We start from the raw sequence: 22,246 nt of genomic DNA, 5'->3' as shown, positions 1-22,246 counted from the left end.
TCAAAAAAAGAGCATATCTCCTTGTTTTTGGTCGCAAAAAGCAAGGTCTAATTTTATTTTATATAAAGAGTATTAAACAATGACTGATTTATTTACTTTGGATGCAGAAGTACGTACAGACTTAGGGAAAGGTGCGAGCCGCCGCCTACGTCACGCGAATAAAGTTCCTGCTATCCTTTACGGTGAAGGCCAAGAGCCTGTTTCTTTAACGTTAGAACACAAAAATGTTTACCGTGCACAACAAGAAGAAGCATTCTACTCACACGTTTTAACATTAAACGTTGATGGTAAAGCGGTTGAGTGTCTTATCAAAGACATGCAACGTCACCCATACAAAGACGTTATCATGCACTTAGATTTCATCCGTATCGATGCTAAGCACGCTGTTCACACTAACGTTCCTGTTCACTTCTTAAACGAAGACGTAGCAGCGAAAACAGGTGCTAGCATTGCTCACCACATCAATGAAATTGCTATTTCTTGTTTACCAAAAGACTTACCTGAGTACATCGAAATTGACTTAGCTGGTCTTGAACTTGGTCAAACATTACATTTATCTGACGTAGTATTCCCAGCGGGCGTTACTTCTGACGAATTAGCAAAAGGTGAAAGTCACGACCAAGCAGTAGTTACTGCTAATGCTCCGAAAGGTAAAGCAAGTGACGAAGATGAAGCTGAAGAAGAAGCAGCAGCTGAATAATAGTTTTAATATATTTATTTAATTTAAAATAATGACTATTAAACTAATTGCGGGGCTTGGTAATCCAGGCCCCGAATATACAAGAACTCGCCACAATGCTGGTGTCTGGTTTGTTGAAGAACTAGCACGACGCAACAACATCACACTTCGCCCCGAAAAAAAATATTCTGGATTATACGGTAAAGGCATCATAGGTAATGATGTAGTACACTTATTGATCCCTACAACCTTTATGAATCGTAGTGGTCAGGCCGTAGCCCCTTTAGCTAACTTTTTTCGTATAGATGTAGACAATATCTTAGTTGCTCACGATGAAATGGATATGCTACCTGGCACAGTAAAAATAAAGCAAGGTGGTGGTCATGGTGGTCATAATGGTCTGAAAGACATTATTGCTCGCATGGCAAATAATAAAGACTTCTATCGTCTTAGAATTGGCATAGGTCACCCAGGTCATAGAGATAAAGTGACGGGCCATGTACTAGGCAAAGCGCCTGCAACAGAACAAGCGCTTATTGACGAAGCTGTTGATGAAGCGAGTCGTTGCTTTGATGTTTGGCAAAAAGATGGCTTAACCAAAGCCCAACAGCGTTTACACGCTTTTAAAGCACAATAAAAAAACACTTGTTTTCTCGTGGTTTCGTCACGACGAGAGAAACGTAAAAAACACAACTGTAGGTAATAATTATGGGATTTAAATGTGGCATCGTCGGTTTACCTAATGTAGGTAAGTCAACACTATTCAACGCACTCACCAAAGCAGGTATAGAAGCAGCTAACTTCCCTTTCTGTACTATAGAGCCAAATACAGGTGTTGTTCCTGTGCCTGATCCTCGTTTAGACAAATTAGCCAATATTGTTAATCCTGAACGTGTAATACCTACGACCATGGAGTTTGTAGATATCGCGGGCTTAGTAGCAGGTGCTTCAAAAGGTGAAGGTTTAGGTAATAAGTTCCTAGCCAATATCCGAGAAACAGATGCTATAGGTCATGTTGTTCGTTGTTTTGAAAATGACAACATCATCCATGTTGCAAACAAAATTAGTCCGTCAGATGACATTGATGTCATCAATACTGAGTTAGCTTTAGCCGATATGGATACCGCAGAAAGAGCAATTTTACGTCAAACCAAACGTGCTAAAGGCGGCGACAAAGAAGCAAAGTTTGAGTTACCTGTCCTTGAAAAAATCCTCAAGCACGTTGAAGAAGGCAATATGATTCGTTCTTTAGAACTATCTAAAGAAGAATTAGCAGCTGTTAAATACCTTAACTTTTTAACAGTTAAACCGACCATGTACATTGCCAATGTAAATGATGATGGCTTTGAAGATAACCCTTACTTAGACATTGTAAAAGAAATTGCTGAAAAAGAAGGTGCTGTTGTTGTTGCAGTATGTGCTGAAATAGAAGGTGAGCTTTCAGAGATGGACGAGGAAGATCGCGTTGAGTTTATGGCTGAAATGGGGCTAGAAGAGCCAGGTTTAAATCGAGTCATTAACTCTGGCTATGGTTTACTTAGCTTACAAACCTACTTTACTGCTGGTGTAAAAGAAGTAAGAGCATGGACTGTTAAGCAAAATGCTACTGCGCCACAAGCTGCTGGTGTGATTCATACCGACTTTGAAAAAGGTTTTATCCGCGCAGAAGTGGTTAGCTATAATGATTTTATTGAATTTAACGGTGAATCTGGTGCTAAAGAAGCAGGTAAATGGCGCCTTGAAGGTAAAGATTACCTAGTTAAAGATGGTGATGTTGTTCATTTCCGCTTTAATGTGTAAATAAAGCAATAAGCACTTAAAAAAGCTAACTGAATTCAGTTAGCTTTTTTTATGCCTAACACCACATACGTTAAGGCCGTGTAAATAACTTGTCTATAAAAAGTATATTCACAACAAAACTCCTGTAAAACAACAAATAACTCTTGTTTTACAATAAAAATTACCTACAATCGCCCCCGAAAAATGTGATACGAAATGATGGGCGCAATAATCAATTTTGTCCATTTAGAAATAATACACAATTATGGTCTACACTTTCTGTGTAAAAAGAAATTCTTAAAAATTAATAATAAGGGTGAATAATGAAAAAAGTTATTTTACTTTCAACAATCCTAGCAGCCAGTACACTTACCGCTGTGCCGGCTAAAGCAGACAACATTTCACTTCGAATTTGTGAATACGTTCAAGCCAACGACAAAAGTCGTTTAAGATCATTTTTAAAGCAAAACAAGTTAAAGATTCGCAATATATATGATGGTCTAGAATGTAATGGCGACAACTTACTTATTTTTTCAGCTAAATCAAAAGCACTTGAAGTAGGTGAATTTATTATTGGTAAGCTACCAGCAAAAAAAGTTAAACCAGAAATTGATAACTTAGCGAAATATTCTGCTCACTTAGCAGAAGAAGCACGAGAAAGATAAATAGCAAAATATTACTAAAAGCGAATAATCGAATTGCTGGTTATTCGTTTTTTTTATTTTTTTTGCATAGTTATCGGTCAAATTGAGCACTCAGTAGCCAAACAAACAAAAAGTCGCATTTTTTCGAAAAAAACGGTTGACGAAAGCAAAGCAGATTAGCATAATACGCCGCACTTGCTACAGAGCAGGTTGGAAAGGCTACATAGCTCAGCTGGTTAGAGCACATCACTCATAATGATGGGGTCCCAGGTTCAAATCCCGGTGTAGCCACCATTTCACATAAGGATTATGTGAATTTAGAAATGCGGGAGTGGCGGAATTGGTAGACGCGCTGGATTTAGGTTCCAGTATCTTTGATGTGAGAGTTCAAGTCTCTCCTCCCGTACCATTTCTAACAACGTAAGTTGTAAAAAGTAAGTACATTGCAGGGGTATAGCCAAGCGGTAAGGCAGCGGGTTTTGATCCCGTCATTCAGAGGTTCAAATCCTCTTACCCCTGCCACTTCTTTTCAATTCAAAAGAATCCAATGTAATTACAAAATGATTTCTGCAGGGGTATAGCCAAGCGGTAAGGCAGCGGGTTTTGATCCCGTCATTCAGAGGTTCAAATCCTCTTACCCCTGCCACTTTCATTCCAAATAAAACACTTTAACTATCTCTAAAGTGACGGAATAAATAACCATTAGATTTGCTGACTCCTTCTACAAATTAGGTTCAGTTTTCAAATGCCAGAGTTCAAGTCTCTATAAAAACTTTCTACTATGCGGGAGTGGCGGAATTGGTAGACGCGCTGGATTTAGGTTCCAGTATCTTTGATGTGAGAGTTCAAGTCTCTCCTCCCGTACCATTTCCTTATATTCAATTTTGTATTCCAAAACATAAACTATCTCTATCTGTAGAGATTGGTATACGCGCTGCTGATGTTAGATATGTACGGCTCCAGTATCTTTGATGTGAGAGTTCAAGTCTCTCCTCCCGTACCATTTCCTTATATTCTATTTTGTATTCCAAAACATCAACTTAACTCTATCTGTAGAGATTGGTATACGCGCTGCTGATGTTAGATATGTACGGTTCCAGTATCTTTGATGTGAGAGTTCAAGTCTCTCCTCCCGTACCATTTCCTTATATTCTATTTTGTATTCCAAAACATCAACTTATCTCTATCTGTAGAGATTGGTATACGCGCTGCTGATGTTAGATATGTACGGTTCCAGTATCTTTGATGTGAGAGTTCAAATATCTCCCTATGCTATTATCAATACCTTACCCTTATCAATATAAATCAGCCTTTCACAAGTATTTTATAAACCGCATGCATAAGCAAGGGCTTTACTTTTCACTGTGTTATTTAAGAAAGGTAACTTATTAAGCGCCATAAACGCGGTATTACGAGCGGTCTTAACAAGTATAGATGGGTGACTAAAGGTTGCGTAAAGTGCATCCATAGTCGACATCATAAGCAGGTTATCTGCCCTTCTTAGCTTTTCGTAGCCCTTTAATACAATTGGATCATGCCAGCTCTTTCCTGAGGCTATTGCATCTGCAATAGTCGTTTGAAGTGCCTTAACATCTTTAAAGCCAAGGTTCACACCTTGCCCAGCAAGTGGGTTAATGGTGTGAGCTGCATCACCTACAAGTATTATGCGATGGTTTTGATACGTATTAGCATGACGTCTAGTTAAAGGGAAAGCCGCTTTATCTATAACATTTATACTTCCTAAACGTTTTGGAAAATGCGCTATAACGGCTTGCTGAAGTTGTTTATTACTCATTGCTGACAGCTGATTAATCTTCTCTTTACTGTCATACCAAACTAACGAGGCATATCCTCCTAAATCACTTTCTCCAGGAAGCGGTAAAAATGCCACAGGGCCAGAAGTTAGAAATTGCTGCCAAGTAATATCTTGTTGAGTCAGCGCCGTTTCAACATTAATTAACATGGCTGATTGATTATAATCCCAACCTGTTATACCAATACCAGCCTGTGCTCGCACAAAGGAATTTGCGCCATCAGCTCCAATAATTAATTTAGCCTTCAATTGGCTCGTTGAAAGGTTAATCAAACTATAGTCTTCATGTTGCTCTATGTGCTGCAAGCTTTCAGGACAATATAAAGTAATACCAACATGATTTGATATTTGCTGCCATAAAGAAAGCTGGATTATTCTATTCTCAATGATATGACCTAAATTCTCTTCATTTATCTCTTGGGCATTAAATTCTACGTAGCTAGTATCACTTTCCCATACCCCGAGACGTTTATAAGGGCAACAACGCCATTGCCTAATTTGCGGCCAACAGCCAAGTTGGGTTAATAAGTGTTGTGATGCTAATGAAATGGCGGAAACACGAAGGTCTAGCGCTTGACTGGCAGAAAATGCTTTCGCTGGAAACTTCTCAACAACCGCAACTTTTAATCCTAATTGAGCAAGACTAAGAGCACTAGCGGCTCCTACCATCCCACCACCAATCACGACACAATCAAAATTTTCCATAAACCGCACTTAAAGACTTAAATAACTGAGTTACATTCTAACGTTGCTGCTCAGTAAATTCGATGAATTTATCAAGGGATTTCAACTTGCTCATCAATAACTGATGAATTTTTGTTTTTTTGCTGACAAAAGGTTATAAAATTTTCAAAAAATAATGGCTTTGAAATAAAGTAACCTTGGCCATAATCACAGCCTAAGGATTTTAAAAATTCAAGATGTTCTTTAGTTTCAATACCTTCACCAACAAGTTTTAAACGTAAACTATGACCAATAAGTACAACCGCTTTAACTAAATTAGCATCAGTAATATCGTCTACAGCCCCTTCGATAAATGCTCTGTCAATTTTCAAAACATCAATAGGGAATTGCTTTAAATAGCTTAACGATGAATAACCTGTACCAAAATCATCCATGTGGATGGCTACCCCCAAATCTCTAATGCTTTGCAAGGTGCCAATCATATCTTGGGAGTTATCCATTAATAAACTTTCCGTTATTTCAACTTTCAGATACTGTGCTAATACGTTGTTTACTTGTAAAGCTTGCTGAATAACTGTTGATATAGGCGTATCACAGGACTTCTTACATTGTTTACTAGACACATTAACCGCTACATGCAGGTTTAGCCCCATGCCTTGCCATACTTTTAAATCCCGACACGCTTGCTCAATAACCCACTTACCTATGGGCTCAATTAACCCTGTTTCTTCAGCAATACTGATAAAGGAATCAGGGTAAATAAGACCTTTATTTGGATGCTGCCATCTCAGTAAAGCTTCAGCACCTATAATTTCTCCTGTGAGTAATGAAACAACAGGTTGATAATGAAGAATAAATTGCTGTTGCTTCACAGCAATCCTTAAATCTTGTTCCACTTTCATGCGTGTAGTGACAATTTTATTCATACTTGGAACAAAAAATTGATAAGCATTCCTGCCTGAATCTTTAGCTTGGTACATCGCTGTGTCGGCATTTTTCAGTAATAAATCAACGCTTTTACCATCTTCTGGTGCCACGGTTATACCAATGCTTGCCGATACTACGGCTTCATGAGAAATACTGTCGACCCTATCAGATAAATGAAAAGGAATTGATAAACTATTGATAATATTTTTAGTTACCCGTTCAATGTCGATTTTTTTGGAAATTCCAGACAGAATAACAACAAATTCATCACCACCAAACCGAGCCACAATATCTGTTTCTCTAATAGATTCATTAAGTCTTTTCGCAGCTAATTTTAGTAACTCATCGCCGCAATGATGTCCCCATGTATCATTGACATATTTAAAGCGATCAAGGTCAATAAACAGCAAAGCTAAATGAGTCTGAGTGAAGGCTAGGTTTTTTATTTCAACATTTAGTCTCTCTAAACAAAAGCTTCGATTAGGCAAGCCAGTTAATGAATCATAATTAGCTTGTCGCCAAATATCCTCTTCATACTTTTTATGCTTTGTAATATCAGAAAATAAGCTTATGTATTGTAATGGTTTATTTGAAGCATCCCTAACGACACTGATAGAAAGATATTCCGGATATATTTCTCCGCTTTTACGCTTATTCCAAATTTCACCTTGCCAACAATTATTGTGTTCAAGTTCCTGCCACATATTTTGGTAAAAAACTTTATTGTGCTTACCCGAGCGTAAAATGCTTGGATTTTTCCCAATCACTTCATCAGGTTGATAGCCGCTAATATAGCAAAATGCTGGGTTGACGATTTCTATCTTATTTTGATCATCGGTGATCATAATTGCTTCTGATGCATACTCAAAAACTTGCGCCGAGATTTTTAAATCACTTTCTGTTTTAATACGTTCGGCTAGCATTTTGTTGAATGCCACTGCCATGTCGGTAATTTCATCGCGCCCATGCATTACCAGAGGTACATTAAACTTGTGATCAAACTGCATTTGTTTCATTGCTTGTGCAATATAATTGATTTTATCTATGATAATTCGTATCGATCGAGACGATACGTACAACACAGCAACAAAAATAGCTAAGAATAAGCAAACATAAGTAATGAGAATATTAGTCACCTTCTGTTGCTGTTTTGTGGCAAGGTCTTTCATTTCCGCACTCAGGTGATCACTTAGTCCTCTAAATAAATCGATACGCTCACTACTCACTTGCCACCATTTTTCACTATCTATATTGAGCTCATATTGCTGCAAATGCCCAATAGCAGCTATAGCCTGACTGTCATCAATACGTACTTGATTATCAATAAACGTTATATTTTGGCCACTACTCTTTAACTCCTTAGCCATTGCTAACTGCATTTGGTATTGATCAATTGTATTTTCAAGTACCTTTAAGCCTGCTATTTCTGTAGTCGTTAAGTTAGGTAAGCGTTTAAATTTAGCTAATACTTCTTTAGCTTCAAAATGGTGCTGGCTAAATAAATGACTGTATTTTGTCTCGCCACGGATAACATAGTTTTTAAAATGATGGATTAGACCGCCATAACCTAACTCATGCTCTAGTTTATAAAGGTACTCTTCTCGTAATAATTTCTCATTGATTCGCATTCTTATATCAAGAACATGCTTATTACTCTCTGATTCGAGCTGCTCTGATAACCAGTCTTGATGGTGATTGTTTGAAATAGCAAATAAGTCAGCAATAATCTGATCTTGTAATTTACCGTACGAAATAATTTGTTGAAGCTGACTTATAGTGACTTTGTCGGCAGTTAACATACCGTTTAAAGCCCCTCTCTCTTGACCAGATTTCTCCTGTAATCGAACAAGGTTAATAAAGTCTAAGCTATTACGGTTTTGCTCTGTGTTTTGCAGATTTACTTGCAGTTGTGAAATGAGCCGTAAAAGTTGCTCTATGAAATGAGAGTAATAATTGAAGTAGTTTAAATCGATGCGCTCATCAATATTTTTTCGCTGAGGGGCAAGGCTTTCACTTATAGTAATTGTTTCTTGATATACCGATAGAATTAAAGATTGAGACGCTATGGTATCTATTTGTAAATGTTCAAAATCAATCGCTTGGTTAAATGCAGTAAACTTAGCTAGTTGCTGGTCTGTCTTTAACCGCTGCTGATGCAGGAGTGTTTTATTAGGCTTATCTATTTGCCCTAAAAAACCTTCAGTTAACCCACGCTCTTTTTGCAGCTCAAAAATTAATTTGTCAATTTGAAGTGAAATATCAATAGACAGACTTGCTTGCCTAGCCTGCTTGATTTCTGCAATATGCTGAGTCATCTGTACAAAGCCTAAATACAAAATAACTAGCCAAGGAAGCAATAATAATATTTTAAGACGCTTACTAATGTTTAGACCGCACTTCCATTTTAAAATCATTTTTAATGATCCAGTCAATTAGGGCAAAGAATAGAAAGTAAGGAATACTAGCAGCCTTGCTGGTTCAAAGGCTTGTTTAACATCAATAATACTTCACATAAATTATACGAAAATCACTATAAAAACTAAGGTTAATACGGGCTATTTCACTAACCTACTCCAATAAAAGCCTAACTTTTCTTAAAGTTTTGCACTATTACGAATAAGTTAAAGGAAAAGTCGAAATCACACATAAATTGGTATAAAATACGCCTCCTTTTATCGGTGCTTGGTTAATTTTTAACAAGTATCAGCGAAAACCCCGATGACATTTCATCAAAATAGAGTAGAAGTAAATGAGTAAAAAGCTATATATAAAAACTTGGGGCTGTCAAATGAATGAGTACGACTCACAAAAGATAGCAGAACTTTTAGATTCAACCCACGGTTATGCTTTAGCTGAAGAGGCTGAAGAAGCTGATGTTATTTTATTAAATACCTGCTCTATTCGTGAAAAAGCGCAAGAAAAAGTATTTCATCAATTAGGGCGCTGGAAGACACTAAAGGATACTAAGCCCGAATTACTTATTGGTGTTGGTGGCTGTGTTGCCTCACAAGAAGGTGATGCTATACGTCAACGTGCACCATTTGTTGATATGGTGTTTGGCCCGCAAACGTTACACCGCTTGCCTGAAATGCTAAATCAATTACAGCGTAGCAGTAGCCCAATTGTTGATGTAAGTTTCCCTGAAATTGAAAAGTTTGATCGCTTGCCTGAGCCTAAAGCTGAAGGTGCAAGTGCTTTTGTTTCAATCATGGAAGGCTGTAGTAAATACTGTACATTCTGTGTTGTACCATACACTCGTGGTGAAGAAGTAAGTCGACCATTAGATGATGTGTTATATGAAATTGCCCAACTTGCTGAACAAGGTGTTCGCGAAGTTAATTTATTAGGACAGAACGTAAATGCTTATCGTGGTGAAATGCATGATGGCAGTATTTGCCGATTTGCCGATTTAGTGCGTTTAGTTGCAACTATTGATGGCATTGACCGCATTCGTTATACCACTTCACACCCAGTTGAATTTACCGATGATATTATCGAAGCATATGCCGACGTACCTGAACTAGTTAACCATTTACACTTACCCGTACAAAGTGGTGCTGATCGTATTCTTACTCAAATGAAACGTGGTCATACTGCACTCGAATATAAATCTCAAATTCGTAAGTTGAAGAAAGTAAGACCTGAACTGTGCATGTCTTCTGACTTTATCATTGGTTTCCCAGGAGAAACTGATGAAGACTTTACCGCTACCATGGATTTAATCAAAGCGGTTGATTTCGATTTAAGTTTTAGTTTTATCTATAGCGCTCGTCCGGGTACACCAGCAGCTGATTTACCTGATGATATTAGTGATGAAACAAAGAAGCAGCGTTTACAAATATTGCAAGACAGAATTAGCCAACAAGCGCTACGAATTGCTCGTCAAATGTTAAATACTGAGCAACGTATTCTTGTTGAGGGCCCATCGAAGAAAAATCCTATGGAACTTCGCGGACGCACTGAAAATAACCGTATTGTCAACTTTGTAGCACCACACAGTGTCATCGGGCAATTTGTTGATGTTAAAATCACTGATGTCTATTCAAACTCTCTACGTGGTGAATTAATTCGCCAAGAAAGCGAGATGGGACTTCGTATTGCTCACTCACCTGCTGATATTTTGGCTAACACCCATCACAATGCTAAGCCAAGTAACCAAGATGATTTAGGTGTATCAACCTTTACTCCTTAACCAGTTTATTTATTATTGTTGGAAAACAGATTGAATCAAGCCTACTCAAAAGCGTCGAATACAGCTAGCAAGCTACAATTTGAATTATTGCCGGTAGATAACTATCGTCAAGCGAACTTAACAGGGCCAATGGACGATAACTTAAAAACTATCGAGCGTAGGCTTGGCGTAGAAATTAGTTACCGAGGTCACCACTTTACCGTTGTAGGCAATGATCTTAATTGTCAGGCAGTGATCTCATTACTTAAAGACCTTTATATTGAAACGCAAACTGTTAAAGGGCAAAGTAAACCCGTTACTCCTGAAATGGTACATTTAGCTATTTTAGATGCCAAAGTATTAGAGCAAGACGACACTAAAACTGCTGACACAAAGCTTGATGAAAAATACGATGACATGGTTACCATTAAAACTAAGCGTGGCATGGTTAAGCCACGTAATGGTAACCAGCAAGGTTATGTGCAAAATATACTTACTAATGATATTAGCTTTGGTATCGGAGTTGCTGGTACAGGTAAAACCTATTTAGCTGTGGCGTGTGCTGTCGATGCCCTTGAGCGTCAAGAAGTTCGCCGTATTTTACTTACTCGACCAGCAGTAGAAGCCGGAGAAAAATTAGGTTTCTTACCTGGTGACTTATCACAAAAAATTGATCCTTACTTAAGGCCTTTATACGACGCATTATTTGAAATGCTCGGCTTTGAAAAAGTTGAAAAGCTCATAGAGCGTAATGTTATAGAAGTCGCACCCTTAGCTTATATGCGTGGCAGAACCTTGAATGATGCCTTTGTCATTTTAGATGAAAGCCAAAATACCACGGTAGAACAAATGAAAATGTTTCTAACCCGTATTGGCTTTAATTCTCGTGCTGTTATCACCGGCGATATAACCCAAATAGATTTACCACGTCATCAATCTTCTGGTTTAAGACACGCCATCGAAGTATTACAAGACATTAACGGTATTAGCTTTAACTTCTTTCAATCTAAAGATGTCGTTAGGCATCCAGTTGTTGCCCGTATTGTTGAAGCTTACGAAAGTCATGAACAAAAAATAAACCGTCAAAAGCAACAAGCTAAAGCGGAACAAAATAATAGTAAAAAAACTGACAATGATAAAAACGCAAATAACGACCAATCAGGCTTAGCTAATGACTAATACCCTTGATATTCAGCTGGCTTGTAGCGATAACAATTTGCCCTCCAATGAGGACTTTCAACTATGGGTTGATAGTGCATTGTCAGCAGCTATTAACAGTGAATCTAGTCATGAGTTAACCATCAGGGTGGTTGATAGGGCTGAAATTCAACAGCTAAACAGTCAATATCGTCATAAAGATAAAACAACTAACGTATTATCTTTTCCTTTTGAGGTGCCTGAAGGGGTTGAGCTGAACTTACTGGGTGACCTCATCATTTGTAGCCAAGTAGTTGCAGATGAAGCAAAAAGCCAAAATAAAGCTTTATTTGATCATTGGGCGCATATGGTTATTCATGGATGCTTGCATTTAGTTGGCTTTGATCATATAAGTGATACTGATGCACAAGAAATGGAATCATTGGAAATTGCCATTTTAACGAAATTAGGGATAGATAATCCCTACTTAACCAATAATTAACGTTATTTCACCTATTATAGGATATCAAACTGCTCTATGAGCGATGACAACCCCCACTCTAGTAACGGCTCTGCCAATAAATCCATTTTGAATAAAATTATTCAAGCATTCACGCCAGAGCCGAAGAACAAAGACGAATTGGTCGAAGTATTATTAGATGCCCAAGATCGTGAATTGATCAACCCCGAAACAAAGCAAATGATTGAAGGGGTTTTAGATGTTTCTGAAATGCGAGTTAGAGACATAATGATCCCTCGCTCTCAAATGGTTACCATTGACAGAAATCAAAACCTTGATGAATTTCTTCCCATAATTTTAGAGTCAGGCCACTCTCGATTTCCTGTAGTCAATGAAGATATTGACCATGTGGATGGCATCTTATTAGCAAAAGATTTACTTGCCTTTGGTTTTAACCAACAGACAGACGAGTTAAGTTTACAAAGTATTATTAGACCAGCCATTATTGTTCCTGAAAGTAAAAAAGTAGAGCCATTACTAAAAGAATTTCGCTCTAACCGTTACCATATGGCCTTAGTGGTTGATGAATATGGTGGTGTTTCTGGAGTTATTACAATCGAAGATATTCTAGAGCAAATTGTCGGTGAGATTGAAGATGAAACCGATGACGAGATTGAAGAAGATATCAAACATCTTGCTGGTACTGTATACCTTGTTAGAGCATTAACTGAACTAGAGGATTTTAACGAGTTCTTTAATTCTGAGTTTGATGAAACAGATGCCGATACCATTGGTGGTATTGTGTTGCACCAGTTTAATCATATGCCACAAAAAGGTGAACTTATCACCATAGGGGACTTTGAGTTCAAGGTGCTTGCAGCTGATAATAGACGCATGCAAACCTTGCAAGTTACTGTGAATAAATCTCACCAAATCAATGGTAAAGTTAACGACTAATCTTTAGTAATAATGTCTGCTCTTTTGAATTTTATCAAAAAAGATAAACTGAACTGGCTTTGCTTACTGGCAGGGCTCAGTTTGGTTTTTGCTTATGCCCCATACTCCTTATGGTGGCTGGCTTTTATCGCGCCTTTAGCGCTTATCCATGCCATAAAAACAGCCCAAACACCTAAACAGGCGGCAAAAAGCGGACTGTATTTTGCTTTTGGCTGGTTCGCTAGTGGTATCAGCTGGGTACACGTTAGTATTGATCAGTTTGGCGGCTTGCCACTGTTCTTTTCAATACTACTTATGGTGTTACTCTGTTTGTATCTAGCCATTTACCCCGCATTAGCTAGTTATTTAACTAAACGGCTTTCAAAAACATCCACAGTGACATTATGGCTTCTACCATCACTTTGGTTATTTACAGAGTTCTTGCGTTCTATTGTTTTAACGGGCTTTCCTTGGCTATCTTTAGGTTATAGCCAAATAAATAGCCCTTTGGCCTCATACGCACCTGTCATTGGTGAAGTAGGTATTACCTTTGTCATACTGTCTTTTAATGTAGCGTTATACCAACTGATATATTTTCTACGCCTTAAGCAAACTCAGCACCATAAAAATGATTTAATCCAAGCAACCGGTGTAATCGCGTTAATAACCAGCCTTACTATTGCTGTTAATTACCCTACATGGGTAAAAGAAACGGGCGAAGAGCTTACTGTTGCACTCATTCAAGGCAATATCGAACAATCAATAAAGTGGCAGCCTGAAGAAGAATGGCCAACCATGTTGAAATATTTAGATTTAACTCGGGTTAATTACGATGCTGATCTTATTATTTGGCCAGAGTCTGCTGTTCCAGCCCTAGAGCCTGCAGTACAAGAGTTTCTTTCTACAGTTAATCAATCTGCTTTGCTAAATAAAAGCACCATTATAACGGGTATTCTAAATTACAATTTTGAAAGTAAACAATATTTCAATGCTCTGATTACCTTAGGAAAAAAGCACTCAGATGATGACTTAGGCTATTTTTATAATCACAGCAATCGTTATTATAAAAACCATTTATTACCCATAGGCGAGTTTGTGCCCTTTCAAGAATGGTTAAGGCCTATTGCCCCGCTATTTAACCTACCGCAATCTTCCTTTTCTCGCGGTAATTATGTTCAACCTAATTTAATTGCTAATGATTTAGCTATTTTGCCACTTATTTGTTTTGAAATCGCTTTTCCTTCTCAGCTTGCAGCAAACTTAACTCAAGAAACCAATATAATATTAACCGTAAGTAATGATGCGTGGTTTGGAGATTCTCATGGACCACATCAGCATCTAGATATGGCAAGAATGCGCGCTTTAGAATTTGGTAAACCATTACTGCGTTCCACCAATAATGGTATAACTGCGACAATCGATCATCTTGGTAATATTTCTGGCATTATCCCACAGTTTGAAGAAGCGGTATTAAAAGCAAATATTAAGCTGGTGTCAGGGAATACACCGTATAGTCAGTGGCCTAGGTTAATTTTGTGGTTAATGATCCTAATACCACTAGTACTAATTATGTTGTTTCAACACTATTTCACAGCCCCAAAAAAAGCTGCTTAAGATAATTAAGCAGCTTTTAATTTATTTAACTCTTTTTCTGTCAATAGCTTGTTAAGTTTGCTTAGGATAAAGAGAAATTCTATTTCTCCCCTCTTCTTTTGAGCGATATAACGCATTATCAGCACACTCTATCCATGCTTCATAAGTATTTATCGTTTTCTCAACCTCTGCAACCCCAATACTTATCGTGTATTGAATTTCAATATCATTATGTTTTACTACTGATTTCTCTACCTCTGAACGTAACCTTTCTGCAAAGATTTTAGCGTTCTCAATGGGCGTATCGGCCAACAGAATAGCAAATTCTTCACCTCCATATCGACCAGAAACATCGGTTTCTCTGACGTGTTTACGGATAAGCTCTGAAAGGTGACGAATGACTTCATCACCCACGAGGTGACCATAGCTGTCATTGACATTTTTAAAGTGATCGATATCTAACATCACTAATGAACTCGCATGATCACTTCGCGACCAACGCTTGTATTCCGCTTGTAAACATAATTCCCAATGGCTTCGGTTAAATAACTGAGTAAGCCCATCTGTCTGACTCAATATGGCCAACTCTTGATTAGCTTGTTCAAGGCTAAGTTTATGGATGGCATTATCAGTTACATCGTAAACCAATAAGCATAAATGAGTCACGTCACCTGATGCAGACAATAGAGGAATAAACGTAGTGTTTTGATACATAAATTCAGCACTACCCGTAACAGGACGATAACTATCAAATTTAAAGAGATAAGGGCGTTGTTCCCAAATAGTGAACGCTTTATTTTTTAACAAGAATACTGACTCGGCCTTTCGTACAAACCAATCTTGTGGTATTTCATCAAACAGCTCAAATAAACATTTACCTTTTACTTCTCTTGGTAAATAACCACTATGGTTTTCCATAAAACCATTAAAAATCTGAATGTTATACTCTTTATCTAACACGACTAAACCAACGTCAATGTTATGCAACATTTCCATTAACCAGTGTAATTCATTTAATTGCGAAGACTCTAATGCCATTTCTATTTTCCTGCTATCGCTATAGCTAAAAATTATTATTGAGTAAAACTAATCCAATAAATAAGACAGTTTTTTATTTAATGTTAACATTGACGATTCAGTAAAGAGTAAAAGTAAATCACATTTAATAGGATAATTTTCAATGCTGTAGCTAATTTCTATAGCTAATGTTTTTTTCCATTTTTTCGCATTGTTAGCAATCAGCTCTGATATTTTACGATGTTGGCCTAAAACTTCAGGGTGACCTTGACTAAACTGAACATCTAATTGCTCTGAAATTCCTTTTAAGCAGGCCCCTATTAAGACATTAGCTAAGTCCATTAACAACTCAAGCTCAGTACCCATTTCTGCGTCATACTGATAATTAAGTAAAGAAGCCACATCTTTAAAGCTAGAATCATTTAAAATTAATAGTGCTTCACCTGAGATACCTGCGCTGATAAAGCCTTGGCAAACTCCTGATGTACTATCATTAGCTTCAACATCTTTTAAAGCCATTCTAATTTCGCTAACTTCTATAAAGTTAACGTTAGGAATAGGTAACTGCACAAACACATTTAATAAACGTGCGAGTAAATCCCCTGCTCTCCCCATCGCTACATTGGCAATTTCTTGATAACAATCGCGCATATCTGAAGATAATTTTACTTCAATTTTATCTTCTACAATAGGCTCTTCAAGAGTTTCTATTTCAGTAGCCACAACTACTGGTTTAGTTGTTATCGACTCAACCGAAGCAGGAGTACTATGCTTAGTTGCCACCTCAGGAGCAATTATTGGCGCCGCTTGTTCAATGTTAGGTTCTCGTTCAGCATTATAAACACCGTAAGCACTTAATACTTTTGTTAAAGTATCTTTACTTACTGGTTTCTGAATAAAATCAAGCGCCCCCATACCTGTAACACGCGCATGGGCCTCAGGTTGAATATCTCCTGAAATAACAATAGTTAAGGTAGGAAGATCTTCTTTTAAAATAGTTTCCAGTACTTGATAACCATCCATTTTAGGCATGTTCAAATCAAGTAATAGTACATCACCCTTTCCTGCTTTTATGGCTTCAATGCCTTCAATGCCGTCACTGGCGAAACTAACATCCACATCCCAGCCATCTGGGAGAGAGCGCGCAACTTGCTTGCGCGCCATATTAGAGTCATCACAAATTAATAACTTAGTCGACATATTAATATTGACCCTCAATTAACCTACACAAAGAAACGTAATAGCTAAAACACGTTATTATAAGAAACCGTCTCTATTGATAACAATAGAGTATTCAACATAAAAAACAATGCCTAAATGGGCTATAGATAGAAATTCTTTAATTAAAAAGATAAACTGACCTTACCGTAACATTAATTATTTCAACTGTTCATGAATTTTTCTACTCCTATGATAAAAATAACTGTTTTTTTACTCTTTAGCTGCACGATGACACTCGCCAATGCCTTCGACCTATCTGAACTAACGGCAACCAGCAACTTAGTTAAAGCTGGCAACAAATATGTCACTTTACTTGGCACTCAGGTAAATGTTGGCGAACAAGCTCCCGACTTTAAAGTAGTTGATAAAAACTTTGCTCCTGTAACATTAGAAAACTTTTCTAATCAAACGGTTTTAATTTCTGTAGTGCCAAGTTTAGATACCGGTGTTTGTTCACTACAAACAAAACGATTTAATGAAGAAGTAGGTAAGTTGCCCAAGAATATTAGTTTAGTGACCATTTCAAATGATTTACCATTTGCGCAAAAGCGCTTCTGTAAAACAGAAAAAGTTGACCAAATAAAAGTACTCTCTGATTCTGTCTGGCGTGAGTTTGGCATTAATTACGGCTTACTTATAAAAGATATGGGATTACTAACCCGCGCAATTTTTATCATTAATAATGAAGGAAAGATTGTCTACAAAGAGCTTGTCGCTAATATTTCTGAGCATCCAAATTACGATAAAGCGCTGGAGTTTATTAAAAATACAGCTCCAGTAGTCGTCATTGAAAAAGAAGTGGCGCCTGAAAGTACCGATAAAACGAGCTAACAAGCATAGGGCTTAGGTGTTGTTAGCGATGACACCTTAAGCTCAAAACTTTATTCCTATTACTTATCAGTTAGTTAAAAATTATTTTCACTATTTTCTTGAAAAATATACTTTCATTCCCATCTATATAATTGTAGTCGCCATAAGGGGCTACAATCACACTTTGCCTGTTCATATTGAAAGGCAACGTTAATAAAACATCTGTGACAGAGTCGATAAATTACTAGGCAAGTGATCTTGGTAGTAATGACGTTAAATATGTATTCACGAGAATAATATTTGCCCACAGTTATTTGTTAACGATTTTTTATTGCTAATTATTTAGGATATTACATTATGCGTACATCTACAGATTTCAGTCCACTTTACCGCTCTTTTATTGGTTTTGATCACCTAGCAGGGCTAATTGATAAAGCTTCACGCGCTGATAAACAGTCAAGTTACCCTCCATATAATATTGAGTTACTAGCCGAAGACCAATACCGTATTACCATGGCTGTGGCCGGTTTTGGCGAAGAAAATTTAGAAATAGAGTCTAAAGACAATACATTGATTATTATTGGCAATAGCAGCCAACATAATGAGAAAAAGACAGAAAGAAAGTTCCTACATCAGGGCATAGCGGAAAGGAATTTTGAGCGAAAATTCCAGCTTGGTGAACATGTGAAAGTGATTGGTGCCTTTATGGAAAATGGCTTATTGCATGTTGACCTTCAAAGAGAAATCCCTGAAGCACTTAAGCCTCGTAAAATAGCCATTAATGGCAAGAGTTTATTGTCAGGTAATTCATAAACTGACTTAATCTAAAGTTATTGTGTTTCCCTTTTTGTTTTGCCCAGTCATTGACTGGGCTTTTTTGTTGCGGTTAAATAAAGCAAATTGACTAGAATTTGAGCGTATATTTTTGAACACCACGCAACATCCCTCACTTCAAGCAAAGGTAAAAGCTAAAATATCAATCGCCGGTGCCGGTCCTGTAGGCGCATTACTTGCGACAATTCTCTCTAGGGCTAATTATCAAGTCAATATATTTGAGTCGAGAGCTGATTTTAGAGAACAAAAACACTATCAAGGCAAATCAATAAACTTAGCACTGTCTGATAGAGCTTGGCGAGCTTTAGATATCATAGGCGCAACTCCACTTGTTAAAGAACACGCAATCCCCCTATACCAACGCATAGTTCATACGCAAGATAACTCACAAATATCACAAAACTATGGCGATGAACAACAAGCTATTTGGGCCATATCACGCGTTAAACTCAATGAGATATTACTCGCCATTGCCGAGCAAGAACCACTAGTAAACTTAACTTTTAATAACCGTTTAACGCATTTGGATTTTGTCAATGGTTGCAGTGTATATGCTAATCATAGTGAGCATATAGTTAAGCAAAAAGAAGTAGAGTCAGATCTTACATTTGCTGCCGATGGCGCTTATTCCAAAGTACGCCGCCTTGCCCAAGAAACACCACGTTTTAGTTACTCTCAACATTATATGGAGCAGTGCTACATAGAATTAACCATTACCGCAAATGATGACGGTAGCCATAAGCTTGATAAAAATGCTTTGCATATTTGGCCACGAAAACACTTTCTCATGATTGCTTTACCTAATAGTGACGGCTCTTTTACCTGTACATTATTTTTAAATCATGATGGTGAACCTTCATTTAGCTCATTGCAAGAAAAGGAAGATATCAAAGCTTTTTTATCAACTCACTTTGCTGATGTTTACCCGATGTTGAATGATCCTGTAGAGGCGTTCTGTCAAAAAGCAGCAAATCCATTATTTTTAGTGAGTGTTGCACCATGGGTTTTCAATAATAAAGTCGCTTTAATAGGTGATGCGGCCCATGCCATGGTTCCCTTTTATGGACAGGGTTTAAATTGCAGTTTTGAAGATTGTCGAGAAATTGCAGAGCTTATCAATATACATCAAGATGATTGGGAGCAAATACTTCCTGCATATCAAAAATCAAGAAAAGAAAATACTGATGCCATCAGTAAGCTTGCCAAAGAACACTTTCAAGAAATTAGTGAATTTGCCTGTGAGCCACGCTTTATTCTCAAGAAAAGAATCGAAGCAAAATTCCACAAAATGTATCCTAAACTATGGACACCTCTATACACGATGATCAGTTTTTCTGCTGATTTGCCCTATAGCCTAGCAAGGCAAATAGGCAAGCGACAAGACGCTCTCATGGAACAAATAATGTTGATAAAGGACATTGAAAAACATTGGCAAGAAGACTTTGTCTATGAAAAGCTTAAGAGTTTAGTAAAGCAAGAGAGTAAAACCTTTATTTAAACGATCACACTGCTAAAAAGTTAACTTGTAAAGCAGCTCAGTTAGGTCTGGCTGCCATTGAAATTCTGACATTTTAATACGGCTACCTAGCACAACGACTTGCTCATCTTGTAAATACTGCTTTTGCCTTAAATGAGCTTCAGAACCTTCAGCAAATGATATTTTCCCTTGAGAATTAATCACCCTAAACCAAGGCACGACTTTACCTTGCCAACCATCGTCAGGAACTTGACCAAGCGCTTTACCTACTAAACGAGCACGGCCTGGTAACCCAGCTAAATCAGCTACCTGACCATAACTAGCGACTTTCCCTTCGGGAATACATTGTACGGTTTGCCATATTTTTTGATAGTTTTGAAAGCTTTTTTGCATAAGTTTGATTTTTAAATTGGGGAAATAAGCTTATTTCATTGGTGTTAAAGTTCTTTTAGGCACTTCAGTTCCAAAAACTTCCTTATAATAACGTGCAAAGTTATTTAAATCACTTTCAGGTAAGTAACGACGATGAGCCTGATAATATGCTCTATCTTGATAAAGCTGCATTAATTTTGCGTTTACTTTAGCAATAACTTCTCGCCCCAACTCACTATCACTACAAGCAATGTGACCAACTATATATTCTGATGTGTTAGCAAGTGATACTGAAGATAAATTAGTTTGTTTTGGTAAGTCTTTTAATTCTTGCCTAATTTCTACAGGAAAATGAATAATAAAATCAATACGCCCCTTAAGCAGCATTTGAATTATCGCATGATAACGTCCATCTCCAGCTCGCGTCATTTTATTGCGTTCAGGTACTTGCTCCAATTGATTATCTATAATATCGCCAAATGAACGCCCTTTTGTCATGGCTAAGATTGCTTCAGGATAAACAGTAAACAAACTTGCCAAAGATTTAAGCTCGCCTCGATCTGTAAACAGTCTTTCATCAATTCCTTGCTCTAAAGCACTTTTTTGTGTAGGCATATAATACAAGCGTAAACTTGGGAAAATATTGACTGGTAAACTAAAAATATTATCTTTTAGCCGGGCTTTAGTTTTAACTCGATTTGAAAGACAAACATTATCCATCGCCTTCATTAACATAGACGCGCGCGGAATTTGCACTAGCTGTATGTCGATATCAAACTCAGATAAGGCCTGTAACACGAGGTTTGTTGTATCCGTACCAATAGAAACTTGCTTATTCGGTGAATTTAAGTTGACGAGATCTTCACTATCATCGGTAAGCCAAATAAGTTGCTCCTTTTCTTTATTTGCCTGACAGATAAAGCTAAATAATATCATTGCTATCAAAAAAGCATACTTAGTGATATTCAAAAGCAACCTCTAATGGGAATACAGAGTGATATGCTATAACAAAGCATAGCGTTTATCTTCTCATTTTCCTATTGCTCATTCTTGTAAGAACAGATTATTTTCTATCTAAATGCCTATCTATACTATAAAATATTTACAATAAAAACATCATGTAAAGCACTATACAAGGTATATCACAATGAAAATATGGGTTGATGCTGACGCCTGTCCTGTTGCAATTAAAGACATCCTTTTTAAAGCGGCTGATAAGCGCGAAATACCAATAACATTTCTAGCTAATCACTCTATAAGAACTCCACCATCTAGATATATTCAATTTGTACAAGTCTCAAGTGGTTTTGATGTTGCTGATGATGAAATAGTAAAACGTGTTAATTCTGGTGATCTAGTGATCACAAGTGATATTCCACTAGCAAATGATGTCATAACAAAAGGTGCACAAGCGTTGAGTCCGCGTGGTGAGTTATTTACCATTGAGAATATTAAATCTCGACTCAATATAAGAGACTTTATGGATACAATGCGAGCCAGTGGTATGCAAACAGGCGGACCAGCTGCTCTTAGTCAGCATGATCGCCAAACATTTGCCAACCACTTAGATAAAATAATTACCAAGTACCTACAGTCTTCATAAGCAATAGCTCAATTACCCTTGCTTATCGTTTGACAATATAATAACTATCGAAACATTTTATAGCCTAACTATTGTACGGAAATAATAAC

General features: G+C 37.3%; 19 protein-coding genes and 5 tRNA genes. 18 read left to right on the top strand and 6 right to left on the bottom strand.

What is annotated here, in order from left to right:
* Window positions 1–79: 79 nt before the first annotated feature.
* The 9 genes from EPA86_RS16430 to EPA86_RS16390 all read left to right on the top strand — a co-directional run bounded on the left by EPA86_RS16430 (window position 80) and on the right by EPA86_RS16390 (window position 3,969).
* Window positions 80–700 carry a 50S ribosomal protein L25/general stress protein Ctc gene (locus EPA86_RS16430; RefSeq protein WP_140605477.1) on the top strand — a complete coding sequence of 207 codons (621 nt, stop codon included), beginning with the start codon at window positions 80–82 and terminating at the stop codon, window positions 698–700.
* A 31-nt stretch (window positions 701–731) separates the two neighbouring features.
* On the top strand, window positions 732–1,316 hold the full coding sequence (pth, locus tag EPA86_RS16425) for an aminoacyl-tRNA hydrolase (protein WP_140605476.1): 585 nt from the start codon (window positions 732–734) through the stop codon (window positions 1,314–1,316).
* Between the two features lie 71 nt (window positions 1,317–1,387).
* Window positions 1,388–2,479 (top strand): redox-regulated ATPase YchF, encoded by a 1,092-nt coding sequence (ychF, locus tag EPA86_RS16420; RefSeq protein ID WP_140605475.1) that lies wholly within the window; start codon window positions 1,388–1,390, stop codon window positions 2,477–2,479.
* Window positions 2,480–2,781: 302 nt separating this feature from the next.
* Window positions 2,782–3,123: a DUF3718 domain-containing protein gene (locus EPA86_RS16415; protein ID WP_140605474.1), complete on the top strand. Its 342-nt coding sequence runs from the start codon at window positions 2,782–2,784 to the stop codon at window positions 3,121–3,123.
* Window positions 3,124–3,319: 196 nt separating this feature from the next.
* Window positions 3,320–3,396, top strand: a tRNA-Met gene (locus EPA86_RS16410).
* Between the two features lie 31 nt (window positions 3,397–3,427).
* Window positions 3,428–3,511: transfer RNA gene (locus EPA86_RS16405), tRNA-Leu, on the top strand.
* Between the two features lie 38 nt (window positions 3,512–3,549).
* Window positions 3,550–3,624: transfer RNA gene (locus EPA86_RS16400), tRNA-Gln, on the top strand.
* A 49-nt stretch (window positions 3,625–3,673) separates the two neighbouring features.
* Window positions 3,674–3,748, top strand: a tRNA-Gln gene (locus tag EPA86_RS16395).
* Window positions 3,749–3,885: 137 nt separating this feature from the next.
* A tRNA-Leu gene (locus tag EPA86_RS16390) sits at window positions 3,886–3,969 on the top strand.
* A 457-nt stretch (window positions 3,970–4,426) separates the two neighbouring features.
* On the opposite strand, the gene EPA86_RS16385 is transcribed toward EPA86_RS16390, so the two are convergent.
* Together EPA86_RS16385 and EPA86_RS16380 are read right to left on the bottom strand one after the other, a co-directional pair.
* Entirely contained in the window at window positions 4,427–5,620 is a 1,194-nt protein-coding gene (locus EPA86_RS16385) for an FAD-dependent oxidoreductase (RefSeq protein WP_140605473.1), read from the bottom strand.
* A 71-nt stretch (window positions 5,621–5,691) separates the two neighbouring features.
* Window positions 5,692–8,841 (bottom strand): EAL domain-containing protein, encoded by a 3,150-nt coding sequence (locus EPA86_RS16380; protein WP_170309684.1) that lies wholly within the window; start codon window positions 8,839–8,841, stop codon window positions 5,692–5,694.
* 434 nt (window positions 8,842–9,275) lie between these two features.
* Between EPA86_RS16380 and miaB the strand changes: the two genes are divergently transcribed.
* The 5 genes from miaB (at window position 9,276) to lnt (ending at window position 14,844) form a co-directional block, all read left to right on the top strand.
* Complete coding sequence (gene miaB / locus EPA86_RS16375; protein ID WP_140605471.1) at window positions 9,276–10,718, top strand: tRNA (N6-isopentenyl adenosine(37)-C2)-methylthiotransferase MiaB; 1,443 nt, start codon at window positions 9,276–9,278, stop codon at window positions 10,716–10,718.
* 129 nt (window positions 10,719–10,847) lie between these two features.
* The gene (locus tag EPA86_RS16370) at window positions 10,848–11,876 is read left to right on the top strand and encodes a PhoH family protein (RefSeq protein ID WP_140605550.1); all 1,029 of its coding nucleotides are present in this window, start codon (window positions 10,848–10,850) and stop codon (window positions 11,874–11,876) included.
* A complete protein-coding gene (ybeY, locus tag EPA86_RS16365; RefSeq protein ID WP_140605470.1) occupies window positions 11,869–12,336 on the top strand; it encodes an rRNA maturation RNase YbeY in 468 nt (155 codons plus the stop codon). The genes EPA86_RS16370 and ybeY overlap by 8 nt, the downstream gene beginning before the upstream one ends.
* Before the next feature lie 36 nt (window positions 12,337–12,372).
* Complete coding sequence (locus EPA86_RS16360) at window positions 12,373–13,251, top strand: CorC family transporter (RefSeq protein WP_140605469.1); 879 nt, start codon at window positions 12,373–12,375, stop codon at window positions 13,249–13,251.
* Window positions 13,252–13,275: 24 nt separating this feature from the next.
* Window positions 13,276–14,844 (top strand): apolipoprotein N-acyltransferase, encoded by a 1,569-nt coding sequence (gene lnt / locus EPA86_RS16355; protein ID WP_246058437.1) that lies wholly within the window; start codon window positions 13,276–13,278, stop codon window positions 14,842–14,844.
* 51 nt (window positions 14,845–14,895) lie between these two features.
* On the opposite strand, the gene EPA86_RS16350 is transcribed toward lnt, so the two are convergent.
* Together EPA86_RS16350 and EPA86_RS16345 are read right to left on the bottom strand one after the other, a co-directional pair.
* Complete coding sequence (locus tag EPA86_RS16350; protein ID WP_140605467.1) at window positions 14,896–15,861, bottom strand: sensor domain-containing diguanylate cyclase; 966 nt, start codon at window positions 15,859–15,861, stop codon at window positions 14,896–14,898.
* Between the two features lie 48 nt (window positions 15,862–15,909).
* Window positions 15,910–17,040 carry a response regulator gene (locus EPA86_RS16345; RefSeq protein WP_140605466.1) on the bottom strand — a complete coding sequence of 377 codons (1,131 nt, stop codon included), beginning with the start codon at window positions 17,038–17,040 and terminating at the stop codon, window positions 15,910–15,912.
* Between the two features lie 210 nt (window positions 17,041–17,250).
* On the opposite strand from EPA86_RS16345, the gene tpx reads away from it, so the two are divergent.
* The 3 genes from tpx to EPA86_RS16330 all read left to right on the top strand — a co-directional run bounded on the left by tpx (window position 17,251) and on the right by EPA86_RS16330 (window position 20,203).
* Entirely contained in the window at window positions 17,251–17,892 is a 642-nt protein-coding gene (gene tpx, locus EPA86_RS16340; RefSeq protein WP_425462581.1) for a thiol peroxidase, read from the top strand.
* Window positions 17,893–18,228: 336 nt separating this feature from the next.
* Window positions 18,229–18,684, top strand: a complete 456-nt coding sequence (locus tag EPA86_RS16335) for an Hsp20 family protein (protein WP_140605464.1) — start codon at window positions 18,229–18,231, stop codon at window positions 18,682–18,684.
* 112 nt (window positions 18,685–18,796) lie between these two features.
* Window positions 18,797–20,203: an FAD-dependent oxidoreductase gene (locus EPA86_RS16330; protein WP_140605463.1), complete on the top strand. Its 1,407-nt coding sequence runs from the start codon at window positions 18,797–18,799 to the stop codon at window positions 20,201–20,203.
* A gap of 12 nt (window positions 20,204–20,215) precedes the next feature.
* Here the strand turns inward: EPA86_RS16330 and EPA86_RS16325 are convergent, their stop codons facing one another.
* Together EPA86_RS16325 and EPA86_RS16320 are read right to left on the bottom strand one after the other, a co-directional pair.
* A complete protein-coding gene (locus tag EPA86_RS16325) occupies window positions 20,216–20,575 on the bottom strand; it encodes an MGMT family protein (RefSeq protein ID WP_140605462.1) in 360 nt (119 codons plus the stop codon).
* A gap of 30 nt (window positions 20,576–20,605) precedes the next feature.
* Window positions 20,606–21,499 (bottom strand): hypothetical protein, encoded by an 894-nt coding sequence (locus EPA86_RS16320; RefSeq protein WP_140605461.1) that lies wholly within the window; start codon window positions 21,497–21,499, stop codon window positions 20,606–20,608.
* Between the two features lie 202 nt (window positions 21,500–21,701).
* Here EPA86_RS16320 and EPA86_RS16315 point away from each other — a divergent pair, with 202 nt between their 5' ends.
* Entirely contained in the window at window positions 21,702–22,157 is a 456-nt protein-coding gene (locus EPA86_RS16315) for a YaiI/YqxD family protein (RefSeq protein WP_140605460.1), read from the top strand.
* Window positions 22,158–22,246: the final 89 nt, after the last annotated feature.

The organism is Litorilituus lipolyticus, assembly GCF_006439335.1.
In the GTDB taxonomy this organism is placed as follows: Bacteria; Pseudomonadota; Gammaproteobacteria; order Enterobacterales; family Alteromonadaceae; genus Colwellia; species Colwellia lipolytica.
The sequence above is the reverse complement of the archived record's forward strand: the minus strand, read 5'-3'. Positions and strand labels throughout refer to the sequence as shown.

What these genes read in the sequence shown, in the direction of transcription:
- EPA86_RS16430 (WP_140605477.1), top strand. Translation starts at nt 80, where the DNA reads ATGACTGATTTATTTACTTTGGATGCAGAAGTACGTACAGACTTAGGG.
- pth (WP_140605476.1), top strand. Translation starts at nt 732, where the DNA reads ATGACTATTAAACTAATTGCGGGGCTTGGTAATCCAGGCCCCGAATAT.
- ychF (WP_140605475.1), top strand. Translation starts at nt 1,388, where the DNA reads ATGGGATTTAAATGTGGCATCGTCGGTTTACCTAATGTAGGTAAGTCA.
- EPA86_RS16415 (WP_140605474.1), top strand. Translation starts at nt 2,782, where the DNA reads ATGAAAAAAGTTATTTTACTTTCAACAATCCTAGCAGCCAGTACACTT.
- EPA86_RS16385 (WP_140605473.1), bottom strand. Translation starts at nt 5,620, where the DNA reads ATGGAAAATTTTGATTGTGTCGTGATTGGTGGTGGGATGGTAGGAGCC.
- EPA86_RS16380 (WP_170309684.1), bottom strand. Translation starts at nt 8,841, where the DNA reads ATGACTCAGCATATTGCAGAAATCAAGCAGGCTAGGCAAGCAAGTCTG.
- miaB (WP_140605471.1), top strand. Translation starts at nt 9,276, where the DNA reads ATGAGTAAAAAGCTATATATAAAAACTTGGGGCTGTCAAATGAATGAG.
- EPA86_RS16370 (WP_140605550.1), top strand. Translation starts at nt 10,848, where the DNA reads ATGGACGATAACTTAAAAACTATCGAGCGTAGGCTTGGCGTAGAAATT.
- ybeY (WP_140605470.1), top strand. Translation starts at nt 11,869, where the DNA reads ATGACTAATACCCTTGATATTCAGCTGGCTTGTAGCGATAACAATTTG.
- EPA86_RS16360 (WP_140605469.1), top strand. Translation starts at nt 12,373, where the DNA reads ATGAGCGATGACAACCCCCACTCTAGTAACGGCTCTGCCAATAAATCC.
- EPA86_RS16350 (WP_140605467.1), bottom strand. Translation starts at nt 15,861, where the DNA reads ATGGCATTAGAGTCTTCGCAATTAAATGAATTACACTGGTTAATGGAA.
- EPA86_RS16345 (WP_140605466.1), bottom strand. Translation starts at nt 17,040, where the DNA reads ATGTCGACTAAGTTATTAATTTGTGATGACTCTAATATGGCGCGCAAG.
- tpx (WP_425462581.1), top strand. Translation starts at nt 17,251, where the DNA reads ATGATAAAAATAACTGTTTTTTTACTCTTTAGCTGCACGATGACACTC.
- EPA86_RS16335 (WP_140605464.1), top strand. Translation starts at nt 18,229, where the DNA reads ATGCGTACATCTACAGATTTCAGTCCACTTTACCGCTCTTTTATTGGT.
- EPA86_RS16325 (WP_140605462.1), bottom strand. Translation starts at nt 20,575, where the DNA reads ATGCAAAAAAGCTTTCAAAACTATCAAAAAATATGGCAAACCGTACAA.
- EPA86_RS16315 (WP_140605460.1), top strand. Translation starts at nt 21,702, where the DNA reads ATGAAAATATGGGTTGATGCTGACGCCTGTCCTGTTGCAATTAAAGAC.